This is a genomic window from Sinomicrobium endophyticum, from assembly GCF_052983315.1.
In genome coordinates, this window is sequence record NZ_JBRKIS010000022.1 from 255,762 (window position 1) to 274,457 (window position 18,696).

At 43.4% G+C, this 18,696-nt stretch carries 11 protein-coding genes; 2 read left to right on the top strand and 9 right to left on the bottom strand.

Features of this window, described 5'->3' with window-relative positions; all coding sequences use genetic code 11:
* Positions 1 to 33: 33 nt before the first annotated feature.
* The 4 genes from ACVBDU_RS08180 to ACVBDU_RS08195 form a co-directional block, all read right to left on the bottom strand.
* A complete protein-coding gene (locus tag ACVBDU_RS08180) occupies positions 34 to 4,791 on the bottom strand; it encodes an alpha/beta fold hydrolase (RefSeq protein ID WP_447179266.1) in 4,758 nt (1,585 codons plus the stop codon).
* A 359-nt stretch (positions 4,792 to 5,150) separates the two neighbouring features.
* Positions 5,151 to 6,149 (bottom strand): terpene synthase family protein, encoded by a 999-nt coding sequence (locus ACVBDU_RS08185; RefSeq protein WP_447179267.1) that lies wholly within the window; start codon positions 6,147 to 6,149, stop codon positions 5,151 to 5,153.
* A gap of 27 nt (positions 6,150 to 6,176) precedes the next feature.
* On the bottom strand, positions 6,177 to 7,181 hold the full coding sequence (locus tag ACVBDU_RS08190; protein ID WP_447179268.1) for a terpene synthase family protein: 1,005 nt from the start codon (positions 7,179 to 7,181) through the stop codon (positions 6,177 to 6,179).
* 994 nt (positions 7,182 to 8,175) lie between these two features.
* Complete coding sequence (locus ACVBDU_RS08195; protein WP_447179281.1) at positions 8,176 to 8,307, bottom strand: transposase; 132 nt, start codon at positions 8,305 to 8,307, stop codon at positions 8,176 to 8,178.
* Positions 8,308 to 8,951: 644 nt separating this feature from the next.
* Between ACVBDU_RS08195 and ACVBDU_RS08200 the strand changes: the two genes are divergently transcribed.
* Both ACVBDU_RS08200 and ACVBDU_RS08205 read left to right on the top strand, forming a co-directional pair.
* Positions 8,952 to 9,896 carry a helix-turn-helix domain-containing protein gene (locus ACVBDU_RS08200; RefSeq protein ID WP_447179269.1) on the top strand — a complete coding sequence of 315 codons (945 nt, stop codon included), beginning with the start codon at positions 8,952 to 8,954 and terminating at the stop codon, positions 9,894 to 9,896.
* 239 nt (positions 9,897 to 10,135) lie between these two features.
* Positions 10,136 to 10,396: a DUF6520 family protein gene (locus ACVBDU_RS08205; protein WP_447179270.1), complete on the top strand. Its 261-nt coding sequence runs from the start codon at positions 10,136 to 10,138 to the stop codon at positions 10,394 to 10,396.
* A gap of 86 nt (positions 10,397 to 10,482) precedes the next feature.
* Here the strand turns inward: ACVBDU_RS08205 and ACVBDU_RS08210 are convergent, their stop codons facing one another.
* The 5 genes from ACVBDU_RS08210 to ACVBDU_RS08230 form a co-directional block, all read right to left on the bottom strand.
* On the bottom strand, positions 10,483 to 11,877 hold the full coding sequence (locus tag ACVBDU_RS08210; protein WP_447179271.1) for a M16 family metallopeptidase: 1,395 nt from the start codon (positions 11,875 to 11,877) through the stop codon (positions 10,483 to 10,485).
* Positions 11,878 to 11,949: 72 nt separating this feature from the next.
* A complete protein-coding gene (locus ACVBDU_RS08215) occupies positions 11,950 to 13,272 on the bottom strand; it encodes a M16 family metallopeptidase (RefSeq protein ID WP_447179272.1) in 1,323 nt (440 codons plus the stop codon).
* Between the two features lie 110 nt (positions 13,273 to 13,382).
* Complete coding sequence (locus tag ACVBDU_RS08220) at positions 13,383 to 14,786, bottom strand: RagB/SusD family nutrient uptake outer membrane protein (RefSeq protein WP_447179273.1); 1,404 nt, start codon at positions 14,784 to 14,786, stop codon at positions 13,383 to 13,385.
* A 10-nt stretch (positions 14,787 to 14,796) separates the two neighbouring features.
* Positions 14,797 to 17,796: a SusC/RagA family TonB-linked outer membrane protein gene (locus tag ACVBDU_RS08225; protein WP_447179274.1), complete on the bottom strand. Its 3,000-nt coding sequence runs from the start codon at positions 17,794 to 17,796 to the stop codon at positions 14,797 to 14,799.
* A 119-nt stretch (positions 17,797 to 17,915) separates the two neighbouring features.
* Positions 17,916 to 18,696: IS3 family transposase (locus ACVBDU_RS08230; RefSeq protein WP_447178419.1), on the bottom strand; the 781-nt coding region annotated here is incomplete at its 5' end.

Genomic DNA, 18,696 nt, shown 5'->3' on the forward strand with positions numbered 1-18,696 from the left:
TAAAAACATGTGCTTCGATAGTTGCCTTATTCTTTATAATACTATTTTATCCGGTACCAGCGCTCTTACTTCCTCCGCTATCATAGCGGTTAGGTACAAACGATCATTTTCCAGGTAGCGGTGTCCTCCCGGCCTGGAAATCACTTTAACCGGTTGTGAGGTTTCAAAACGCCATTCTTCGACCTGTTCCCTGTTAACACGCTGGTCTTCCTTGCCATGAATGGTTATCAGGGGAACAGGCAACTTTTGCTTCGGGACATAACGGTAACGATTCAGTAGAAGCAAATCGTCCCGTAAGCGTTTTATCAACAATTGAAACAATTCCTTATCCTGGTGTCGAATTTTTTCTAGATGTGGAAATATCCCGGTGAGCTCTGTATCGTTAAATGTACTCATTACTTCCCGGGGGAAATAATTCACAGGCCCGGGCATTCCCGAAAGGATCAGTTTTTCGGGCAAGTTATAATGTAAGTTTCTAAGTTCCCTTGCAATCTCAAATGCCAGTAATCCCCCCATACTGTGACCAAAAAACAGGAAAGGTTTATCCAGGATCGGTAAAAGTTCCGATATGATATCGGTAACAAGCCGATGTATATCCGTATAGGCATTTTCAGTTAACCTCGTTCCCCGCCCCGGCAGTTCCACAGCTACCAGTTCTATATCTGTCCCTAACAGGTGCTCCCATCCCCGAAACAAAGAAGAATCCCCCCCGGCATCGTGAAAGCAAAACAATCTGTATCGGGATTCCGGACGAGGCCGGGAAATAACAAGCCAATCCGTAATATCCACAGCCACCTTATTCGTGCCTGTAGCTAAAGAATGTTCCTTATCTTCCCGATTATCCATAATACCCACAATCAGTGCAGCATAAGCCGCTATGCTAGGATGAGACCAGAAGGCGGAGACCGGTAATTTCAAGGAAAGTTCTTCCTCCAGGTCATTGCGCAGCAGTAGGGTCATAAGCGAATCTACGCCGACATCTTTAAATGTTACGGAAGGGCGGATACGGCCCGGGGGTATTTTGGTGATTCCCGCAACATGCTTCACCAACAGCTGCTCTGCCGCTTCCTGCTTTTCCTCCCTGGAAGAAAGGGATTGAAAACGGGAGAGGAATTCTTCACTATCCTGTTCTTCATCTTGTTCCGGATGAGAAAAGGTCCCTAAATAATGGTCTTGTGCAAGCTGTTCTCCAAGTAGTTTTCCTTCCAGTTTTTTTATTTTCAGTACCGGATTTCCGGTATAATCATAAATAGCTATATCTGCGGAAATGGTCGTCCCTCCCCCTTCTTCATTTTTCAGTATTCCGAATACAATGCTTCCATACAACTCCTGGGCACCATCCGGAATACCGGCTATTGTTATTTCTTCCGCAGCTGTAAGAAATGCAGCCCGCCCGGGTTGTATTCCGGTATTTTCTATGGCTGTATAGTATATCGGCTGAAAACAAGCATCCAGTAATCCCGGATGTACCCGATAGCTATCTGCGGACTCCAGGATGTGCTTGTCCGGCCGGATACGAAAATGTACCTCTTCCGGGAACCTGTCATTCTTGCCGATCTCCCGAAGTCCCAGGAACGAACCCTGATAATCTAATCCCAGTGTTCGAAGGGCATTGTAATAAGATAATGCCTCGGGAATTTCATCCGTCCGGAGGAGCTCTACAGTTTTTGTGAAATGTAATTCAGCCTGTGACCGGAAAACAATCTTTCCCATAGCAACCGGTTCCCATTGACCGTCATCATATATATGATCGGCCTTTACAAAGAATTTAAACGAAAAACCTTTATCCTGACGATCTAACTTGAATTGTATGGTTATACATCCTTCTAGTGGTAAAATAACGGATTTCAAAAAATGTAGCCCGGTAATAACTGGAACATCTGTAGTGTTCTCTTTGCCTACTACCTGTAAGAGCATTTCGATATAAACCGATTCGGGGATGACAAAAGCATCATTAATCCTGAAATCTTTTAGGAAAGGTAACATTTCCAGGCTGATTTGCCTTTCCAGGTAGCGGGTATCTTCGGAATCGGCAAGAGGTATGGCCTTCCCCTCTAACGGGAACCGGGGACTTTTTCCGGTATCGGTCACCAGGTGAGACCTGTCTTTGATCTCAAAATGTTCGCGCTGAAAAGGATAATTCGGCAATACCACATCCGGTGCCTTGGTGGTACCGTAAAAACGGGTCCAATCTATAGTATATCCCTGTTCGTATAAGTTTCCCAGGTTTCTGTACAGTGATGGCAGTTCCGGTTCTTCCCGGTAAAGCGAGGCTGCCGTAATTATTTGTTTTTTAAAATCTCCGGCACACTCCTTTATCGCGTTCGACAACACGGGATGGGGTCCGATCTCCATAAAAACCGTATATCCCTCATTCATCAAATATGTCATAGCAGAAGTGAACTGTACCGTATTTCGCAGGTTATCCACCCAGTAATCTGCATGAAGTTCCTCCCCGTCTACTATCTTATTCCGGCAAGTAGAGAAAACCGGGATTGTTCCGGGTTGTGGTTTAATATCCTGTAGTGCTTCCTTGAGTTCTCCTGTAAGCGGGTCCATTTGCCTACTGTGGGAAGCCACATCCACTTTTACCTGCCGACAGAAAATATCCCGCTGCTCCAGTACGGATTTGACCTTATCCATAACTTTTTGGTCTCCCGCCAATACGGTAGACCTGGGACTGTTGTTTACGGCAACGGACAATTCCGGGTATTCCCTTTCTATCCATCCACTGGCTTCTTTATAGGACAGTTCCGTGACCATCATCGCCCCTCCCTTACCACTCACTGTTTTCATCAGGGCGCTACGCTTACAAATAATACGGGCGGCATCATCCAGGGATAATATCCCCGCAATATGTGCAGCTGCCACCTCCCCCATACTATGTCCCATTACCGCATCCGGGTATATACCCCAGGACATCCAAAGTCTGGCCAGCGCAATTTGTATGGCGCACAAGGCAGGTTGGATGACATCGATTTCCTGTAAACGGTTGATCTCCGGAGTAGCTTGCAGCACCTCCACCAGGTTCCAGTCCGTGTAGGAACGGAAAGCCCGGGCACAGGCTTCTATGACCTCTTTAAACACCGGCTCTTTTTTAAGAAGTTCCTTTCCCATGCCAATCCATTGTCCTCCTTGCCCGGGAAACACCATGACCAACTTATTTATGGATGAGGATAGATTAAGGGGGATGATCTCCTCCGTCCCCTGTGCAAAATTTTCCAGTGCTTCGAGCAATTCATCCCTGTGCTCTGTCGTAAATAATACCCGGTGATCAAAAGCCGGTTTTAACATAGCGGATGCAACACAAATATCCCGAACAACAGTGTCCGGCGCATTTTTTAATATTGCGGCATAAGCCCTTGTATAATCTTTTAAGGCCGCTGTGGATTTAGCCGAGACCGGGAGGCAATACCCTGTTCGGGTAATCGGTGCAGGGGACTTTGTAATAGCGTAACTTTCCCGGTATTCTTCCAGGATCACATGGGCATTGGTCCCTCCCCATCCGAAGGAATTGACCCCGGCTTTCAAACGTTCCCCGTTAAGAACAGGCCACGAAGTGAGTTGATGCTGTACCGCAAGTTTGAGGGATTCGAAGGGAATATCGGGATTCGGGGTCCGATAGTGGAGACTTGCCGGTAACTGTTTGTGTTGCATGGAGAGTACCGCTTTTATCACCCCTGCAATACCTGCCGCGCCTTCCAGGTGCCCTATATTTGTTTTTACAGAACCAATGTACAACTTGTTTTCTTCTCTTTCCCTGGAAAAAAATGTTCCAAGGGCTTTAGCCTCCGTAGGATCTCCCACTTTAGTACCGGTTCCGTGAGCTTCCACATAATGTACTTCATGCGGGGCTATTCCACATTCTTTATAGATTTTATGGAGCAATTGTTCCTGCGCAGGGATACTGGTAGCTGGCAAGTTTGCATTATGGCCGTTATTATTGACGGCCGTATTGCGTATAACGGCATAGATCATATCTCCATCCGCTTCTGCCCGGGACAATTCTTTTAACAGGAGAACCCCTCCGCCCTCTCCGCGAACAAAACCGTCCGCCCCCTTGTCAAATGCACTGCATTGTCCTTGTACAGACAATCCGCCGAATTTCGAAAGCAAAACATACTGCCCGGGATCGAGAAGATGGTTGACCCCACCCGCAACAGCCAGTTCCGTATCTCCTTCCCACAAACTCCTACATGCCAGGTGCAGGGCTACCAGGGAGGCGGAACAACCGGTATCCACGACCAGGCTGGGGCCGGTAAAACCATAAACAAACGAGATCCGGTTGGCAATTATATTGGCAGCCCGTCCTAATGCAGAATGTGAGGATACCAACGCATTTTTCTGCCGGCAATAATGTTCAAAATCATTCCATATGTTTCCTATATACACTCCGGCCCGGCTTCCCTGTACTTTATCGAACGGTATATTCGAATTTTCTATAGCTTCCCATACCAGTTCCAGCATTAATTTCTGGGAAGGGTGCATTTCGGCAGCTTCCGCCGGGGAAATACGGAAAAACAAAGGGTCAAAATCGTGAATATCCGTTAGCATCGAAGCCTCCCGTTGATGGGTTTTATTCACGGCTTCGGGGGAAGGGTCATAAAAATCCGCCACCTCCCATCTTTCTTTGGGTATGGAGGTAACCGTGTTTTTACCTTGTTTCAGTAATTCCCAGAATTCCGATAATGTAGATGCCCGGGGAAAACGGCAGGACATGCCTACTATGGCTATGCCTTTTTGACAAGAAGAATCGTTTCTGTCTGAATAAGTTGGGGCTTTATCATACATGAAAAATCAGTTTTAAGTTTATAAGTCAGGTAAGTATTTTCATCTGTATTGATTATAAAATAGAATCCGTTGACTGGTTAAAACAAAAATATTTTAACATATATTATGTGATTTCTTTTGGGTCAACATCCGAGTATAAATTCATAAATATTTAACCATACTAAATGTAGGAAAAAACAAACATCATACCAATGACACCTTAAGATTTGTGAGATACATAATATCCTCTCCCTCATTCTGTCAAGATGCTAAAAAAACCGGCAGTTCAATCCTGAAAAAGAATATAATCTTCATCTATATCCCGCTAGGAAGGAAGAATAACATTTATCCCCACCCCGCTCTTGGGAACGATATCAAACTTAATCTTGATCCGTTTCACCATTCCTTTTTGGTGGTACAGGATACCCCCCTGGTTCATACCGTGGTGTTCCACTTCGATAATACCAGGAATTCAAACCACTGATCATTAGTTTTATGTAGTAAATAAACTCTTCTGTTTCTTTTTGATACGGACTGAAATCCGGAAGATGGTTTGATAATGTTACAAATTCATCTACAAATTCATCATGAATCCTCATCCCTTCCGCACAGGCTTCATCAAAAGATATTTTGTTATGATGCTGTAATAATGTAATGATATTGAACATCTCTGATTCTATCGGTATCTCCTTTTTGATACTGGCAAAATCATTTTGAAGTGCAACAATTATGGCCTCAAGCATTACCAGGCGCTGGATAACCGTATGATTATAAATATAGTCAGGCAAAGCAAAACCGGTTAAGAGGCTAATCTGATCAATAAATGGTATCATTCCAATAGAATTGGCGCGAATCAAATGAAAGAGGGAAACAGGAGGAATGTCTTTACTGATCTTATACGGTGACTCCTCCATGATCCCATCGGCAATAAAGCGGTACTTATAATTCCTGGCTATCCGTTCTACCCAGAATTCAGGCATCCCGAGGGCGATCCATTCCTTTCTGCCGGTTTGCATTTGACGAAGTATCCCCATTTCTTCCGGCCGGGGCTCGTCACCCATCATTACATCAAAAATCCGGTCCCTGAAAGCTTCTATTTCAGCTACCGGCAAAAGTTCTACATAATCATCTGTTATTGTCATGTAAATTACAAAACGCGCAATAGCACGCACTTTGTCCCGGTCGGTAATTGTAGGTACCATATAAGGCCCGACGTCAACCAATCGCATTTTTTTATATCTCGCCAGCGCTTCTGATGATAAAAATTGATAATCCTGGTCATACCAGTTGTTCTCTTCTTCGTAAAAAGTGCCGCTCAAGGGGCTTTGAATGGTTGGCCAGGGATAGGTGGGTTTGGGGATCTGTATTGCTTTTTGCATGGTGTCGATTTTTAATATTACGAATTTTTAAGTTATAATGTTCCGGTTGTTTTTTAACATGTCCGCCGAGGGAAATCCTGTTGCCGTATTGTAACGGGCAAGATCAAAGGAAACTGTTTTCCATCCGCTCAGGGTCATACTCATATAGTGTACCCAATTAACTACAGCGCTATGCCACTCTCCGAAATCGGGAAGTTTTCGCTGCAGTATTAAAAATTCTTTCAGGTCCTCGTTATGCATACGGATATCCTCGGCGCAGGCTGCTTCGAGGGAGATCCCTTTCTGATGTTCGATGACTTTTACCATATTGTAATAAATCCCCCCGGTAAGCTGGTCTTTCTGTAAAGACTGCACGTCGTTGTACAAAAGCATCATCCGGCTGGCCAGGGCCTGTAACCTCCTGATCACAGGGTGGTCATGAATTTCATCGGGCAAGGTCACCCCGGTGTCGATCTCCGTAAGTTGCAAAAACGGATAAAGACAAAGGGAGGCTTCCCCTATGGCCAGGCATTCGGCAATGCCAGGATATTCATGATTGGCTTTATATATCAACTCCTTTTCCAAACCGTGAAAATAACGGTTTATCATGGTGACAAACCTGTTGTAGGAAGCCGGGGCGAGGTATAGCAAGAACTCTTTTCTTAAAGAGCCTAGTAAAGGCTCCAAGGGAATACGGGAGTTTTCTCCTGTCATCTCTCCATTGAGCACAGCCAGGGAACGATCGCGTATGAAAGGAAGTTCTTCGGGGGTGATCTCCTCGTACATATCATCGTTATACAGCGTCCAGAGCATCAGCCGGCATACCGGCAAAAGGCGTTCGTGGCCCGCTGTGGGAAACCAATGTGAAGCAATATGCGCCGTTCGGGTGTTTTTGTATTTTTTACGAACGGCTTCATTCTCCTGGTAGAGATAAAGATAGGCCCCGTCTATCCATTCATTATCCGTAATGTGTTGCAAGGTGTCTACATACGGATTTTTAAAACAGGGAAAGGGGTAGCGGAATTCATTCTGAAGAATTTTCTTAATGTTCATAATATGATGAATTGGAGCAGGTTTAATATAAAAATCAGAGCAACAACTCCCTGGTAAAAAAACACCAGACGGGAAGCAGTAAGGATCAATGAGGCCAAAACAATTTATATTGTAATGGTTTTCAGATAAAATTAAGTGAATATTCGGGATCTTCATTATGGATTTCCGTAATCAGGTAAAAAATTACTTTTTATATAGTTCACCTAATACATATTCTACTCTCTCAATTCTACTAAGACCTATTCCTGTTTGTTTAAGATAAATTTCGAAAATATCATTCCCGCGTTCCTTCGTCGTTTATCCTTAATCCCTTCTGAAAAGTATGAAGGTGAGTCCAGGGATTATCAGTTTGTTGCTCAAAATGGAAGATTATTTTCGGAAAGATAAAGACAAGCAATAAATATCCAATTCCTCTCTTATGAATACAACAAAAAAATGAATCACAGGGAGGGAGCCTGTCTGCTAGCTGGGTTGTTCCCTTCCGGCTATGGTATAGGACATTCGCAAGAAGGTGACCTATTTCCGATTAACAAGGCTTAATATGAAAACCGATTTTTTAGTCCGATTCCCATATACCAAATTACCAAGAATTTATTCCTAAACTTAAAACAAAGTATAAACGATGTACGCATCGTGTACATACTTTTAAAATACCAAAAAGTTTGATCTACACATGAATCATTGTACAAAGGTAGGCTTAGGGCTGCTGAAGCACCTGTGGGGATGCAGCGGGAAATACCTACTGTGAAACGGAAAAAGACGACCAACTGGAAACCTGGTCTGAAGAGCTTCCGGAAGCGGAATTAAAACTGGAAGACGAGCCGGATAATGCCGCTTTAATCAGCCGTATCTCTGCCCTTGAAAATGATATTGAAGCCCTGCAAAATGCTGAACAGTAGATGTGGGAGATCTATGAATGGTGGATAGTAACCCTCTGGCTGGCCCATAAACTGAAAAATTACGGGGAGCCAATGCTTAGCGATGGACAAAACCATTACTGGGGACGCTGTACCACCGAATACTTACCCTTCCAATTGTAAAATGTCGCCTGACTGATGCCCTGCTCCCGGCTGAGATCAGAAACCGAACGACCCGAATCTTGCAAGGCAAGAATCTTGATGATAATTCATTTAAATTCACACAAGATACGTAAAACCTTATGAAGTACTGATTTCACTGGGTTTTTTATTTTTTAGGTAACAAAATTTTCACTGCCCATTTTTATCCGTTTTGGGTGGCTCACTTTATCCGTTCTTTCCAGCTAAGCATGTCAAAGCACCAAAGGGCTCGACCAAAAAGAAATTAAGTGAACCTGATTTTTCTCCTTTATATAAATAGAACACCCCCTAAATTGGGATTTTGTATCGACTATGTCGAAAAATCCCTTAAAACCTAAAGATAACACATCGATTAACAATTTTCCTATCCAAAAAATTCCCTGAGCGATAAATCTTTCTCCTTCTGGCATAAATGTTTTCGTTTTGGATTTGGGAACTTTATATTGTTTTTGGAGCCTGTTTTAAATAAGACCCCCATTTCAAGTTCGGAGTTTCGAGAATTAGACCTCTGAAATACGACGTGTATGTAAGCGAAATTGTTAAAAACCTTACACAAAAGTATTCCCCCGTTATACTTTTTGTATCCACTTAGGATACCGGTTTTAATATTGAAAGCAGTAATTTTATTTCAATATGCCAGCAGCCGGAGTGTAGTCCTTAAATTTTAAAACGTTCGACTCTCAGTGTCAGGCAAAGCATAAACCCCTATGCTATGAAAACACCATACAACCTGGTCTTTAAACCGCAAGAATTAATATATGCCAACCCCATCGAAAAACTACCCGAATGGTGCCGATTCCCGATCTCTTTTGCCGAGCGGTGCCATTACTACCGTTTACGGGAGATGGAGATCCTAAGCCAGCAAATGCACTGTTCCCCATTTTATATCGATATGTTTGAGATCAAGGCCAACAGGCCCATGGCTGTCCGGTTTAAAATTCCCAGGCGAGAGTTGTTCCTCTATTTTATGCTTGGCGGTACCCTGTCCATTACCTCCGGGAACAGGTGCCCTGTTACCCAGGTACAGACCAATACATTTGCCATGCTCTATTATGGAAGAGGACAGTATACGGCACATACCGGAAAAGGACATCACACCGTTCTGTTTGTAAATATGGCCCCGGAATGGCTGGAAAGCATCAGCACGGACTTTCCCGGTCTCCAATATATCCTCGAAAAATTCAAGTATAGTTCCAGGCCCTACTACCTTATGCATCCCTGCCCTATAGACCGTAAGGTACAGTGCTGGCTTTATAAGGTGTATAGCTACTCCAGGAACAATGCAGGCGCGCTGGACGGCAACCTGCGCAAGTACCTCTCGTATATACTGGGGCACTATAATTCCGTATTGGGGCCACAGTACCACAAACTAGCCTACCGGGTGAAGATGTACCTGGATGACCAATACCGGAACAGCCTTCTAAATGCCAGATTCCTCGCTTTGCAATTTCATGTTACCGAACGTACCCTCCGCAACCACTTTAAACGCGAGTATGGTATAACTCCGCACGAATATTATAGCAAACTCAGGATCACCGACGCCATTGCGCAAATGGAACACAATGATTTAAGAGCAAAGGATGTTTACTTATCTGTCGGTTACAACGATGAACGATCCTTCCGCTATGCCCTTAGCCGATACCTGAAAAACAAGTAAAGCTAAACTTTAACATAAAAAGGAAAAAAACGGAAAGGTTTTGACCGGGTTTGCAGAATTTTTACCGTTTTTTTCTTTCGTGTCGTAAAACCCGGTTCTAATTTTACTGTGTTCAGGGGACTGCTTATATCAATCCCGGAAAAATGAATATTATCCGAGTATAAAAAATGTATTGCGCAATACATACAGGGGAAGCCGAAAACCTGATAGAGTAGGTGTAATTTTTATTTTTTTTAGTCATGAAACGTCTTAAATTGATTTTACCGATGTCGGCCTTTATATTGGCCATTGGAATGGCATTTGCCACCATGACATTAAGCGACCCCACTACCGATTATATTTTGGTAGATGGTGAATTTGAACCATTAGATGTTGAACTGAACTGTGGTGAAGGAAATGAACCTTGCCAGGTTCGAATTGATGGCCAGGTTCATCAGGTTTATGATGCCGAGGACCCTCAAACTGCAAAAGTAGGTGATGGCAACATTATTGACCTTTAATTTTGATTAACTATCCCGTCAAGAATTTTCCTGGCGGGATATTGTTTATAAAAATATCCGAAAGTGGCCTTCAGCAAAACGTTTTTTTAATTTTTCATTACAAATTCAAATAAGTTTTCCTCCTTACAGTATACATTAGCGGCATCCATAATATCTTTAAGGGTTAACGATTCAATATAGTTTTCAGCTTCAACAGAATCGACCCAGGACAACTCATAACGATAATGGTTATAAAGTCTATGTTGCATTTCCCTTGGGGTCGTGGCGTTTGTTTGATTATACGCAGATTTTAGTTCCTTAAATGTTTTTTGAAGTATTTCCCGTGTTACCTGGCCTGATTTTATTTGGTGAATAATCTTTTTGCTGTCCCCTCGCAGTAATGGCAATTCCTTCAATTCACAGTTAAAGTTAATACTGATTTCATATCGTGATTTATCCTTGTTTAACTGTCCGGATGCACTTAGGTCATATAACGAATATCCCTTTTCAAAGCGCAGTGACCAGGCTTTTAGCATGGCAATTCTACCCAAAGCTCGTATTTTTATCTCCTCCCGCCAATCATCCATATCAGATGCTTTTGACATAAAGCGCAAACTATAACTGGTATTATGCATTTGATAATCCGGGGGCGGTATTTCATGGTATGAGAGGCCGTTAGAAGGGGCGTCGGTATTTGCCGGCTTCTGGCTACACTGAGGTGAATCGGATATATCGGGAAGGTTCCCCAAATATTTCTGTACTAAAGGCAATACGGAATCCATAGCAAACGCTCCACTGATTAAAAATGTAAAATCTTTGGCATGACCAAAGAGACTTTTGTATGCTTCATAGGCCTTATCCAGGTTGGCTTGCTTTATACCTCTAAAACGTTTTGTTCCTTGAAGGGCTCTTTTACTGCTCAAAGGGTTTCTTCTCACCGAACTGTCCCCGGTAATTTCTCCAATAGCATTATAAAAATCTGCCTGGATGATGTTAGAGGAGGAATTATAATAGGACTTTTGTTCTTCCAGTTTCCAGTCTTTAAAAGCTTCCTGGTCTTTACGTGGGGTAGTAATATAGAGATAAATCAGTTGCAGCATTTTTTCCACATCATTCAAGGCAGCGTTTGCTGTTATTCCCGTTTCGTAATATCCAATATACGGAGAAACCGAAATACTGGTGTTTGAAAGGAAACGCTTTAACATAAACTTGTCCATAGCCCCCACCCCGGCATTTTTCACAATACCCGGAGCCAGCAGGGCAGCATAATAATCTTCTTTGGAAGCACAAGAGGCTCCCTTCGGGCTAAAGCCATGCAGCATAATCTTATCACTATATACCCCCGGAGATGGTATATAGGATTTTAAGACCACCTGTATGCCATTATCCAAAACCAGTTCCCTGGCCCCGGATTCTCCTATGCCTTTATCTATATAGCCTTTCTCCTTTAGTCCCACAGTCTTCTCAACGGGCATCAACACAGTAGGTGTTTCAGGTAGCATGTAAGGGTGTACCGGTTTCTTAAAAGCATTTTTTATCCGGGAGCGTATTTCCTGCTCTCCATAGGACAACGCTTAATCCCCGGTAGGGACTATGATGCCGATATCTTCCGGCGTCTTGGAGAGAAACTCACGAACAAAATCATTAAAATCTCCTAAAGAAAGATCAGATAGCCACTTTTTTAAAAGGGCTTGTTTATTAGATGGTAGGGCTTGTCCATGTAAAAATTGGTTCCCTATTTCATTGACCCAATATTTGGCATACGCACTGTCCGTATTGTTTATGGATTGAAGCCGTTCTTTTTTAATAGTAGTCCATTCCTGTTCAAGAGCACCATATTTTTGGAGTTGGTGCAATACTTGTATTGTCTGCTGCAATGCTGTCCTTGTTTCATAATGCTCTGCATTGATCTTAATGCCTAATGTCGGAGGGAAGTCACCATATGTGTACGGATCGAAAGCACCTGCATAAAAAGAGTTATAGGCATGTGTAGCTACGTTAAGACGTTCACTTACTAAGGCGATCAGCAGTTGTAACCGGATTAACCTTTTAATGCCATCCAACGTATGCATTTTTTCGGCCACATCCGGGGCCCTGAAAAATAATTGAATTTCAACATCACCATTGTGCATGGATGAAGTTGCCCCTGTTGGCTTTTCCACAACAACATACTGAGACGGTCGTTCAAAATAGATGGAATCAAAATCCACATGTATCCTCGGATTCTTATGGGGACGAATATCGGAAAAGGTTTCTTTTATTTTCCTTTCCATCGCATCCAGGTCCTTTATGTTTCCGATGACGCTTAACGCCATCAAATCCGGGCGATACCAATCCTTATAAAAACGCCTTAATGTTTCTGGCTTAAATGCTTTTAGGTGCTCAAAAAAATGGTCACGGCTTTTTCTTCCCGGAAATAACGCAGCTTGCAAATTTGCTTCTGCAAATCTCTTATTTAAATCTTTGCCGTTCTTTAGCAGGAATTCCTGTCGTAACTCTTCCCTGATATGGTCAATATCGGTATCGGATAAGGTAAGCCCGGTAGCAATATCTTTAAACCATAGAAAAGCGGTATCCAAAATCGCTACATTGTTTATCGGCACATCAAAATTATAATTCGTACCTTTTGAGCCGGTGCTTCCGTTAAAGCGATACAACCCGACCTCCAGGGTATTAAATAATCCTAAAGGAAAATTTTCCGTGGTTTCAAATGCCAGATGTTCCAGGGCATGGGCCAGGTTGAGCTGCCCTTTATCCTCCTGGTTATACCCTGCCTTTACGTAAAAATTTAAATACAGCTTGGGTTGATCTTTGGTTAGTGATTTCATGTAATACGTAAAACCATTAGGTAAACGTCCATGTCTTATACTGTTATCCAGGAGTAAAGTGTCGGCCATAGGGCCAGGCTCCGATTGTGCCATCGCAGGTGTAAAAGAACATACGATAATTGTAACAAAAATGAGCAATCTATATAGAGCGTCCATATGCTAATTGTACTATGATTAAATTAATACCCATTGTTTTGGCCGAGATTCGGGTTTTTTATCCGCTCTTCTTCCGGTATGGGATACCGTATATCGGTATCCTGCCATAACCGATGGCCCGTTCCTAAGACTTCGCTGGCAGTTCCGGTACGCTTTAAGTCCAGCCACCGGTGGCCCCATTCCGTAAAAAACTCTTTCCTTCTTTCTTCCATGATTTTCTCCAGCAAAGCCTCTTGATCTATTCCCGGATTGATATCTGATATTAGATCTAAGTTTGCCCTGTTTCGTATCACATCCAGGTCTGCTATGGCTTCCTTTAGCTTGCCTTGCATAGCTCTGGCCTCAGCCCGTATCAGGTATTGTTCTGCCAATCGAAGTACCATGGAATATTCGGTAATATCTGCTGTACTGTTCCTTATCTTATATTTATAGGCATAATGGACAGCCAGTCCCTCATGAAAACCCACCCAATGCGATAAACGTTTATCCGGGGATTGAAAAGTCCCTACGATATCGTCTGACAATTTTAGGTGTGATAAAGCTGTTATCCTGGGATTAATAATAAAAATACTCCCCTCATTAGTATTCGTTGAAGCACTCCCCCTGCTAACAGGAGATAGCTGCCAAATGGCTTCATGGCTATTGGCCAGAAAAACCTGGTCAGGATCTTCCAGTATTTCATAAGTACCTGCCTGGGAAATCACCTGGGTACTTAGTCTCTCTGCCTCTTCCCAATTTTGCTGATAAAGGTTTACTCTTGCCAGTAATGCCATAACAACAAAAGTGTTGACCTGGGTGCGTTCCCCATTTATATAGTTCTCCTCTAATTTATCCATGGCATCTTCCAGGTCTTCTATAATCTGCTGATAAACCTCTTCTTCCGTATCCCTTACAGCCAACGCATTTACCCTATAATCGGTAGTTAATACCAAAGGGACTCCGCCGTATAAATTAACCAGGTAGAAATAAGTAAAGGCACGAACAAATTTGGCTTCTCCTTCCAATTGGTTACGGATTTCTTCCGTAATTTTTCCGGAATTTGTCAATCCCTCCAATAAGGAGTTTGTCATATAAATGATATTATAGGCGCTGGTCCATACATTAAGGTTCCTGGGGTTGTTGGGCAAAATTTCGTTTTGTTCAAATTCCAGGCGGGTAGGGTCTGTTGTCCTTATGCACCGCAAATTATCGGCAGACAGTCCGGCCAGAGCAGTAACGCTATCCGATCCGCCACTACTGAAAAAAGCCCTGAATAACTGGTTGTATATACCAGTCATAACACTAATGGCCATAGCATCATCGTCAAAGACCGCTTCACTCACTATTTTATGATCCGGTGCGTCTACTTCTACAAAACTTTCACAGGAAACCATGCAACAACAAACCATTATGATTACGAACCGTTTAATATATATTGATAATTTCATATCCATGTTTTTAAAAGTTTAGTTGCACCCCACAAGTTATCGTACGTAGTCCGGCAAATGAGGTTCCCGGGCCGGGCCTTTCCGGGTCCATTCCACTATAATTGGTAAGCGTGATCAGGTTTTGACCATTCAGAAAAAGTTTACACCCTTTTATCCCTGTGGTTTGTAACACTTCAGCGGGAATCGAATATCCCAGGGAAAGTGTTTTTAACCGTAGAAAGGAGGCATCTTCAACAAGGAAAACGGTATTTAAGACATTAGAATAAGCCGTAGTAGCCTGTGAAGATTGTGAAATCCGTTGAAACTTGCTTCCCTCTTGAAGCGCCTGCATTACCTCCATACGTGAATTCCCATACGGACCTGCCTCCATAAGCGAACTTATCTTCCCTTCTTGTTTGACAAACTCCCATAAAAATTGGAGGGAAAAATTCTTATAGCTTATGTTGTTGCTTATTCCTCCGAAAAATTTCCGGCCCCGGTCCCAAATCACCACGCGGTCTTCATAATCCAGCCGGCCATCTTCGTTGATATCGGCTATACTATAAAAGCCTGTCTCCGGATCAACACCTTCATACCTGTACAGCAGTGAAATATTGAGCGGATGTCCCACACGGTAGGTATTGGCATAGGAAGATTGCTCAATATCAGGATAACTAACCAGTTTATTTTCAGTAAAACTGATGTTAAAAAAGGTTTGCCAACGGAAATCTTCAGACCGGATATTCAGGGAAGACACTTCCACCTCCCAACCTGTATTTTCTACGGTAGCCGGTAAATTGGCCTGGACCGTAGGAAAACCGGTAAGCCCCGGGAGCGGGTAGCCTACCAACTGGTTGGAAGAACGGTTGCGGTACCAGCTCAAACCGAGATTTATCCGGTCCGCAAGAAAACCCAGTTCTATGGCTGCTTCCAGCTTTTTATTAATCTCCCAGGAATAATCGGGATTGGAAAGCCCGGTAGGATATAATCCACCAGGGCCGGGTGTGGCTTCATAAGCATCCAGGTAACCGTAATCCCCGATCTGGTCATTCCCGGTAGTACCATAACTTCCCCGTAATTTGCCAAAGCTTAAAAACGGTATATTGTTCTGAATAAAAGGTTCTTCCGAAAATATCCAGGCACCACCAACGGCACCGAAGTTTGAAAAACGCTTACCTGGTCCAAAACGGGAGGAGCCATCCCTTCTCCCGGTAAGGTTTATAAAGTATTTTTGCTTCCAGTTATAGCCCAAACGGGCAAACAGGGCACTATATGCATACGCGGTGTTTTGGCTGGTTCCATTGACCATACTTTCTGCGGCATCTAAATTGCCGATTAACGATTCGGCTACATAGCCTACACCCTGTACACCTAAACTACTGTTTTTACTTTTCTGAAAAGTTCCTCCCAACAGTGCATCCAATTTTCCTTCCGCGATCTTCGTACTATATACCAACTGGGGTTCTATAATCCAGGATTTCCTGTCGGATTGTAGATGTAGGGACCTATGGTCTATATTTCCCCAATTCGAAGGATTGTATGATCTTTTAGGCATTTTCATCAATTCCTGGCTATGGAAATACGAATACCCTACATTAGTTTTGAGGCTAAGCCCGGATAAGAGCTGGTAAGAAATTCCCAGGTTGGACACCAGATTACCTGCCTGTGTCTTACTGGTATTATAAAAGCCGGCTAAAGGATTGTCCGCACCTGCCTCGTTCCATGCTACCCAATGCAAGCTACCGTCTTCATTAAAAACAGCAGGAGCGTTCGGTGGCAACATAAATACATTGGAGGATACATTCACATTCCCTACCAGGTTGTTTGTATCCATCCCATAATTTACCGAAAGGTCAATGCCCAGTTTTTTGCTCTCCGAAGTATGGTTGAGATGCAATCCCGCGGTTAGCTTGCTATAGTCATAATCTCCGGGATATACTGTTCCTTGCTTATGGTAAGAACCTCCTATTCTAAAAGAAGTGGTTTCATTACCTCCGGAGGCCGCTAAATTAACATCCGTAATGTATGAAGTACCACCAAAAAAGAAATCCTGCCAATCGGTATACCGGTTTTGGTCCCATAAGACCAAATCATAAGCATTGGATGCATCGGGTACTACACCATCGTTCTCAAAAGCTTTTTTCCGGATTTGCAGATATTGCTCCGTATTGAGCAAATCTAACCTATTTGGCACTGTAGCCATACCTGCATATATCCGGGCTTCTATTTCCGTCTTTTGTTGTTGCCCTCTTTTGGTAGTGATCAAAATTACCCCGTTAGCCCCCCGGGAGCCATAAATTGCCGTAGCATCGGCATCTTTTAATACCTCGATACTTTCTATATTGGATAAGTTCAGATTGTTTAAAGGATCTATACCCGTACTCCCCAAAAGGCTGTTGCTTTCCATCGGAGTGGAATTCAGGGGAACCCCGTCTATAATATACAATGGAAAATTACCTTCTGCACGCAAACTGTTCTGTCCCCGGATGCGAATCGTAGAGGCCATTCCCGGTTGGCTCCCTCCCGGTAAAATTTCCACACCGGCCATGCGGCCCTGTAGAGCCTGTATAGGGCTTACTACCGGTTGCAACTCGATTTCTTCAGAGGTAACCCGGGATATATTCCCCGTCCGTTCCTTCTCTTTTACCGTATAGTACCCCGCATTCACCGTGACCTCTCCCAAAGCGGTAACATCCTCCTCCATCACCACATCAATAGTAAGCCTACCTCCTACCCTTTCCTCCAACGTCTTAAATCCAACGAAGGAATATACTAAAGTATCCAGAGGAGAAGCCATAATAGTATACGTTCCGTCAAAATCAGAAATCGTCCCTTGTCGTTTTCCGGAAATGATGATATTAACACCACCCAAAGGCTTCCCGTTACCGTCCGTTACCGTCCCGGTAATTTGGTGTTGAGTGAAAGATTGAAAAGGTAGTGATGCTTTAAGGGACACCGGTAGGCTAAGTAAAATTAAGGCAATAGTAATGGGGCACCAGCAGGAGAACCCTGCTAATGTGGCGTGTTTCATAATTCCGATATTTGAGTGTTAGCTAAAAATTCCTGCGGGGTTACAGGTTTTCAGGTTGCAGGTGCCAAGTTGAAGGTTGGTTATATGGGCATGCCTGAATATGGTTGCCTTTTTTCTGGTTAATAATTAATCTTAAATCTCGGTTTTTGTTCAGGGGTTAACCCCTGAACAAAGGTTTCAAATTCTACAGGTTTCATATTTTTTAGTGAACCATGTGGACGTTGATAATTGTACTTTTCTACGATTTTTTTTATCAATATTCTCCCTTGTTTTAAACTGATATGGGAGTGGTCAAAATCGATATATTCATTTTTTAATATGCCGTTTAAAGATTCTGCATGAGCATTCTCCCAGGCTTTACCGCCCATGCTAGGCTGTACCTGATTTTCTGTATGTAACTCAGCTAATCGCTTATAAACGTATTGGCTGCCTTTATCCGAATGAAATATGAGTTGTTTCCGTTCGGTTTTAGCAGTCGTGGCCAGGGCTTCCCTATAAGCTACAACTATAGTATCCTCTGCGGTCAGGGTGGCTGACAAACTCCAGCCTTTGATTTTCCTACTGTACACATCCAGGATCAAGGTCAGGTAATAAGGCTTCTTAGCCGATACAGCGATATAGGTAATATCACTCACCCAAAGCTGGTTGATCCCGGTTAGTTGTAAATCAGTGATCCGATTAGGATACCAATGCTTCCCCCCATAAGTGGTACGGTAACGGTTGCGCTTGCGCTTTAACCTAAAGCCATGACTCAGCAATAAGGCCTCGGTCTTGTCCCGACCCATCCCGGTAGGCTTGAGCTCCGCATAGAGCTTCCTACAACCCAGCCGAGGATGGCCCTTACGAAGCTCCCTTGCGCCTTCCAGAACACTATTCCTAACCCGGAGTTGTTCCTGGTGG

Coding starts and splice junctions, on each gene's coding strand:
- ACVBDU_RS08180 (WP_447179266.1), bottom strand. CDS start 4,791: ATGTATGATAAAGCCCCAACTTATTCAGACAGAAACGATTCTTCTTGT.
- ACVBDU_RS08185 (WP_447179267.1), bottom strand. CDS start 6,149: ATGCAAAAAGCAATACAGATCCCCAAACCCACCTATCCCTGGCCAACC.
- ACVBDU_RS08190 (WP_447179268.1), bottom strand. CDS start 7,181: ATGAACATTAAGAAAATTCTTCAGAATGAATTCCGCTACCCCTTTCCC.
- ACVBDU_RS08200 (WP_447179269.1), top strand. CDS start 8,952: ATGAAAACACCATACAACCTGGTCTTTAAACCGCAAGAATTAATATAT.
- ACVBDU_RS08205 (WP_447179270.1), top strand. CDS start 10,136: ATGAAACGTCTTAAATTGATTTTACCGATGTCGGCCTTTATATTGGCC.
- ACVBDU_RS08210 (WP_447179271.1), bottom strand. CDS start 11,877: ATGCTACCTGAAACACCTACTGTGTTGATGCCCGTTGAGAAGACTGTG.
- ACVBDU_RS08215 (WP_447179272.1), bottom strand. CDS start 13,272: ATGGCCGACACTTTACTCCTGGATAACAGTATAAGACATGGACGTTTA.
- ACVBDU_RS08220 (WP_447179273.1), bottom strand. CDS start 14,786: ATGAAATTATCAATATATATTAAACGGTTCGTAATCATAATGGTTTGT.
- ACVBDU_RS08225 (WP_447179274.1), bottom strand. CDS start 17,796: ATGAAACACGCCACATTAGCAGGGTTCTCCTGCTGGTGCCCCATTACT.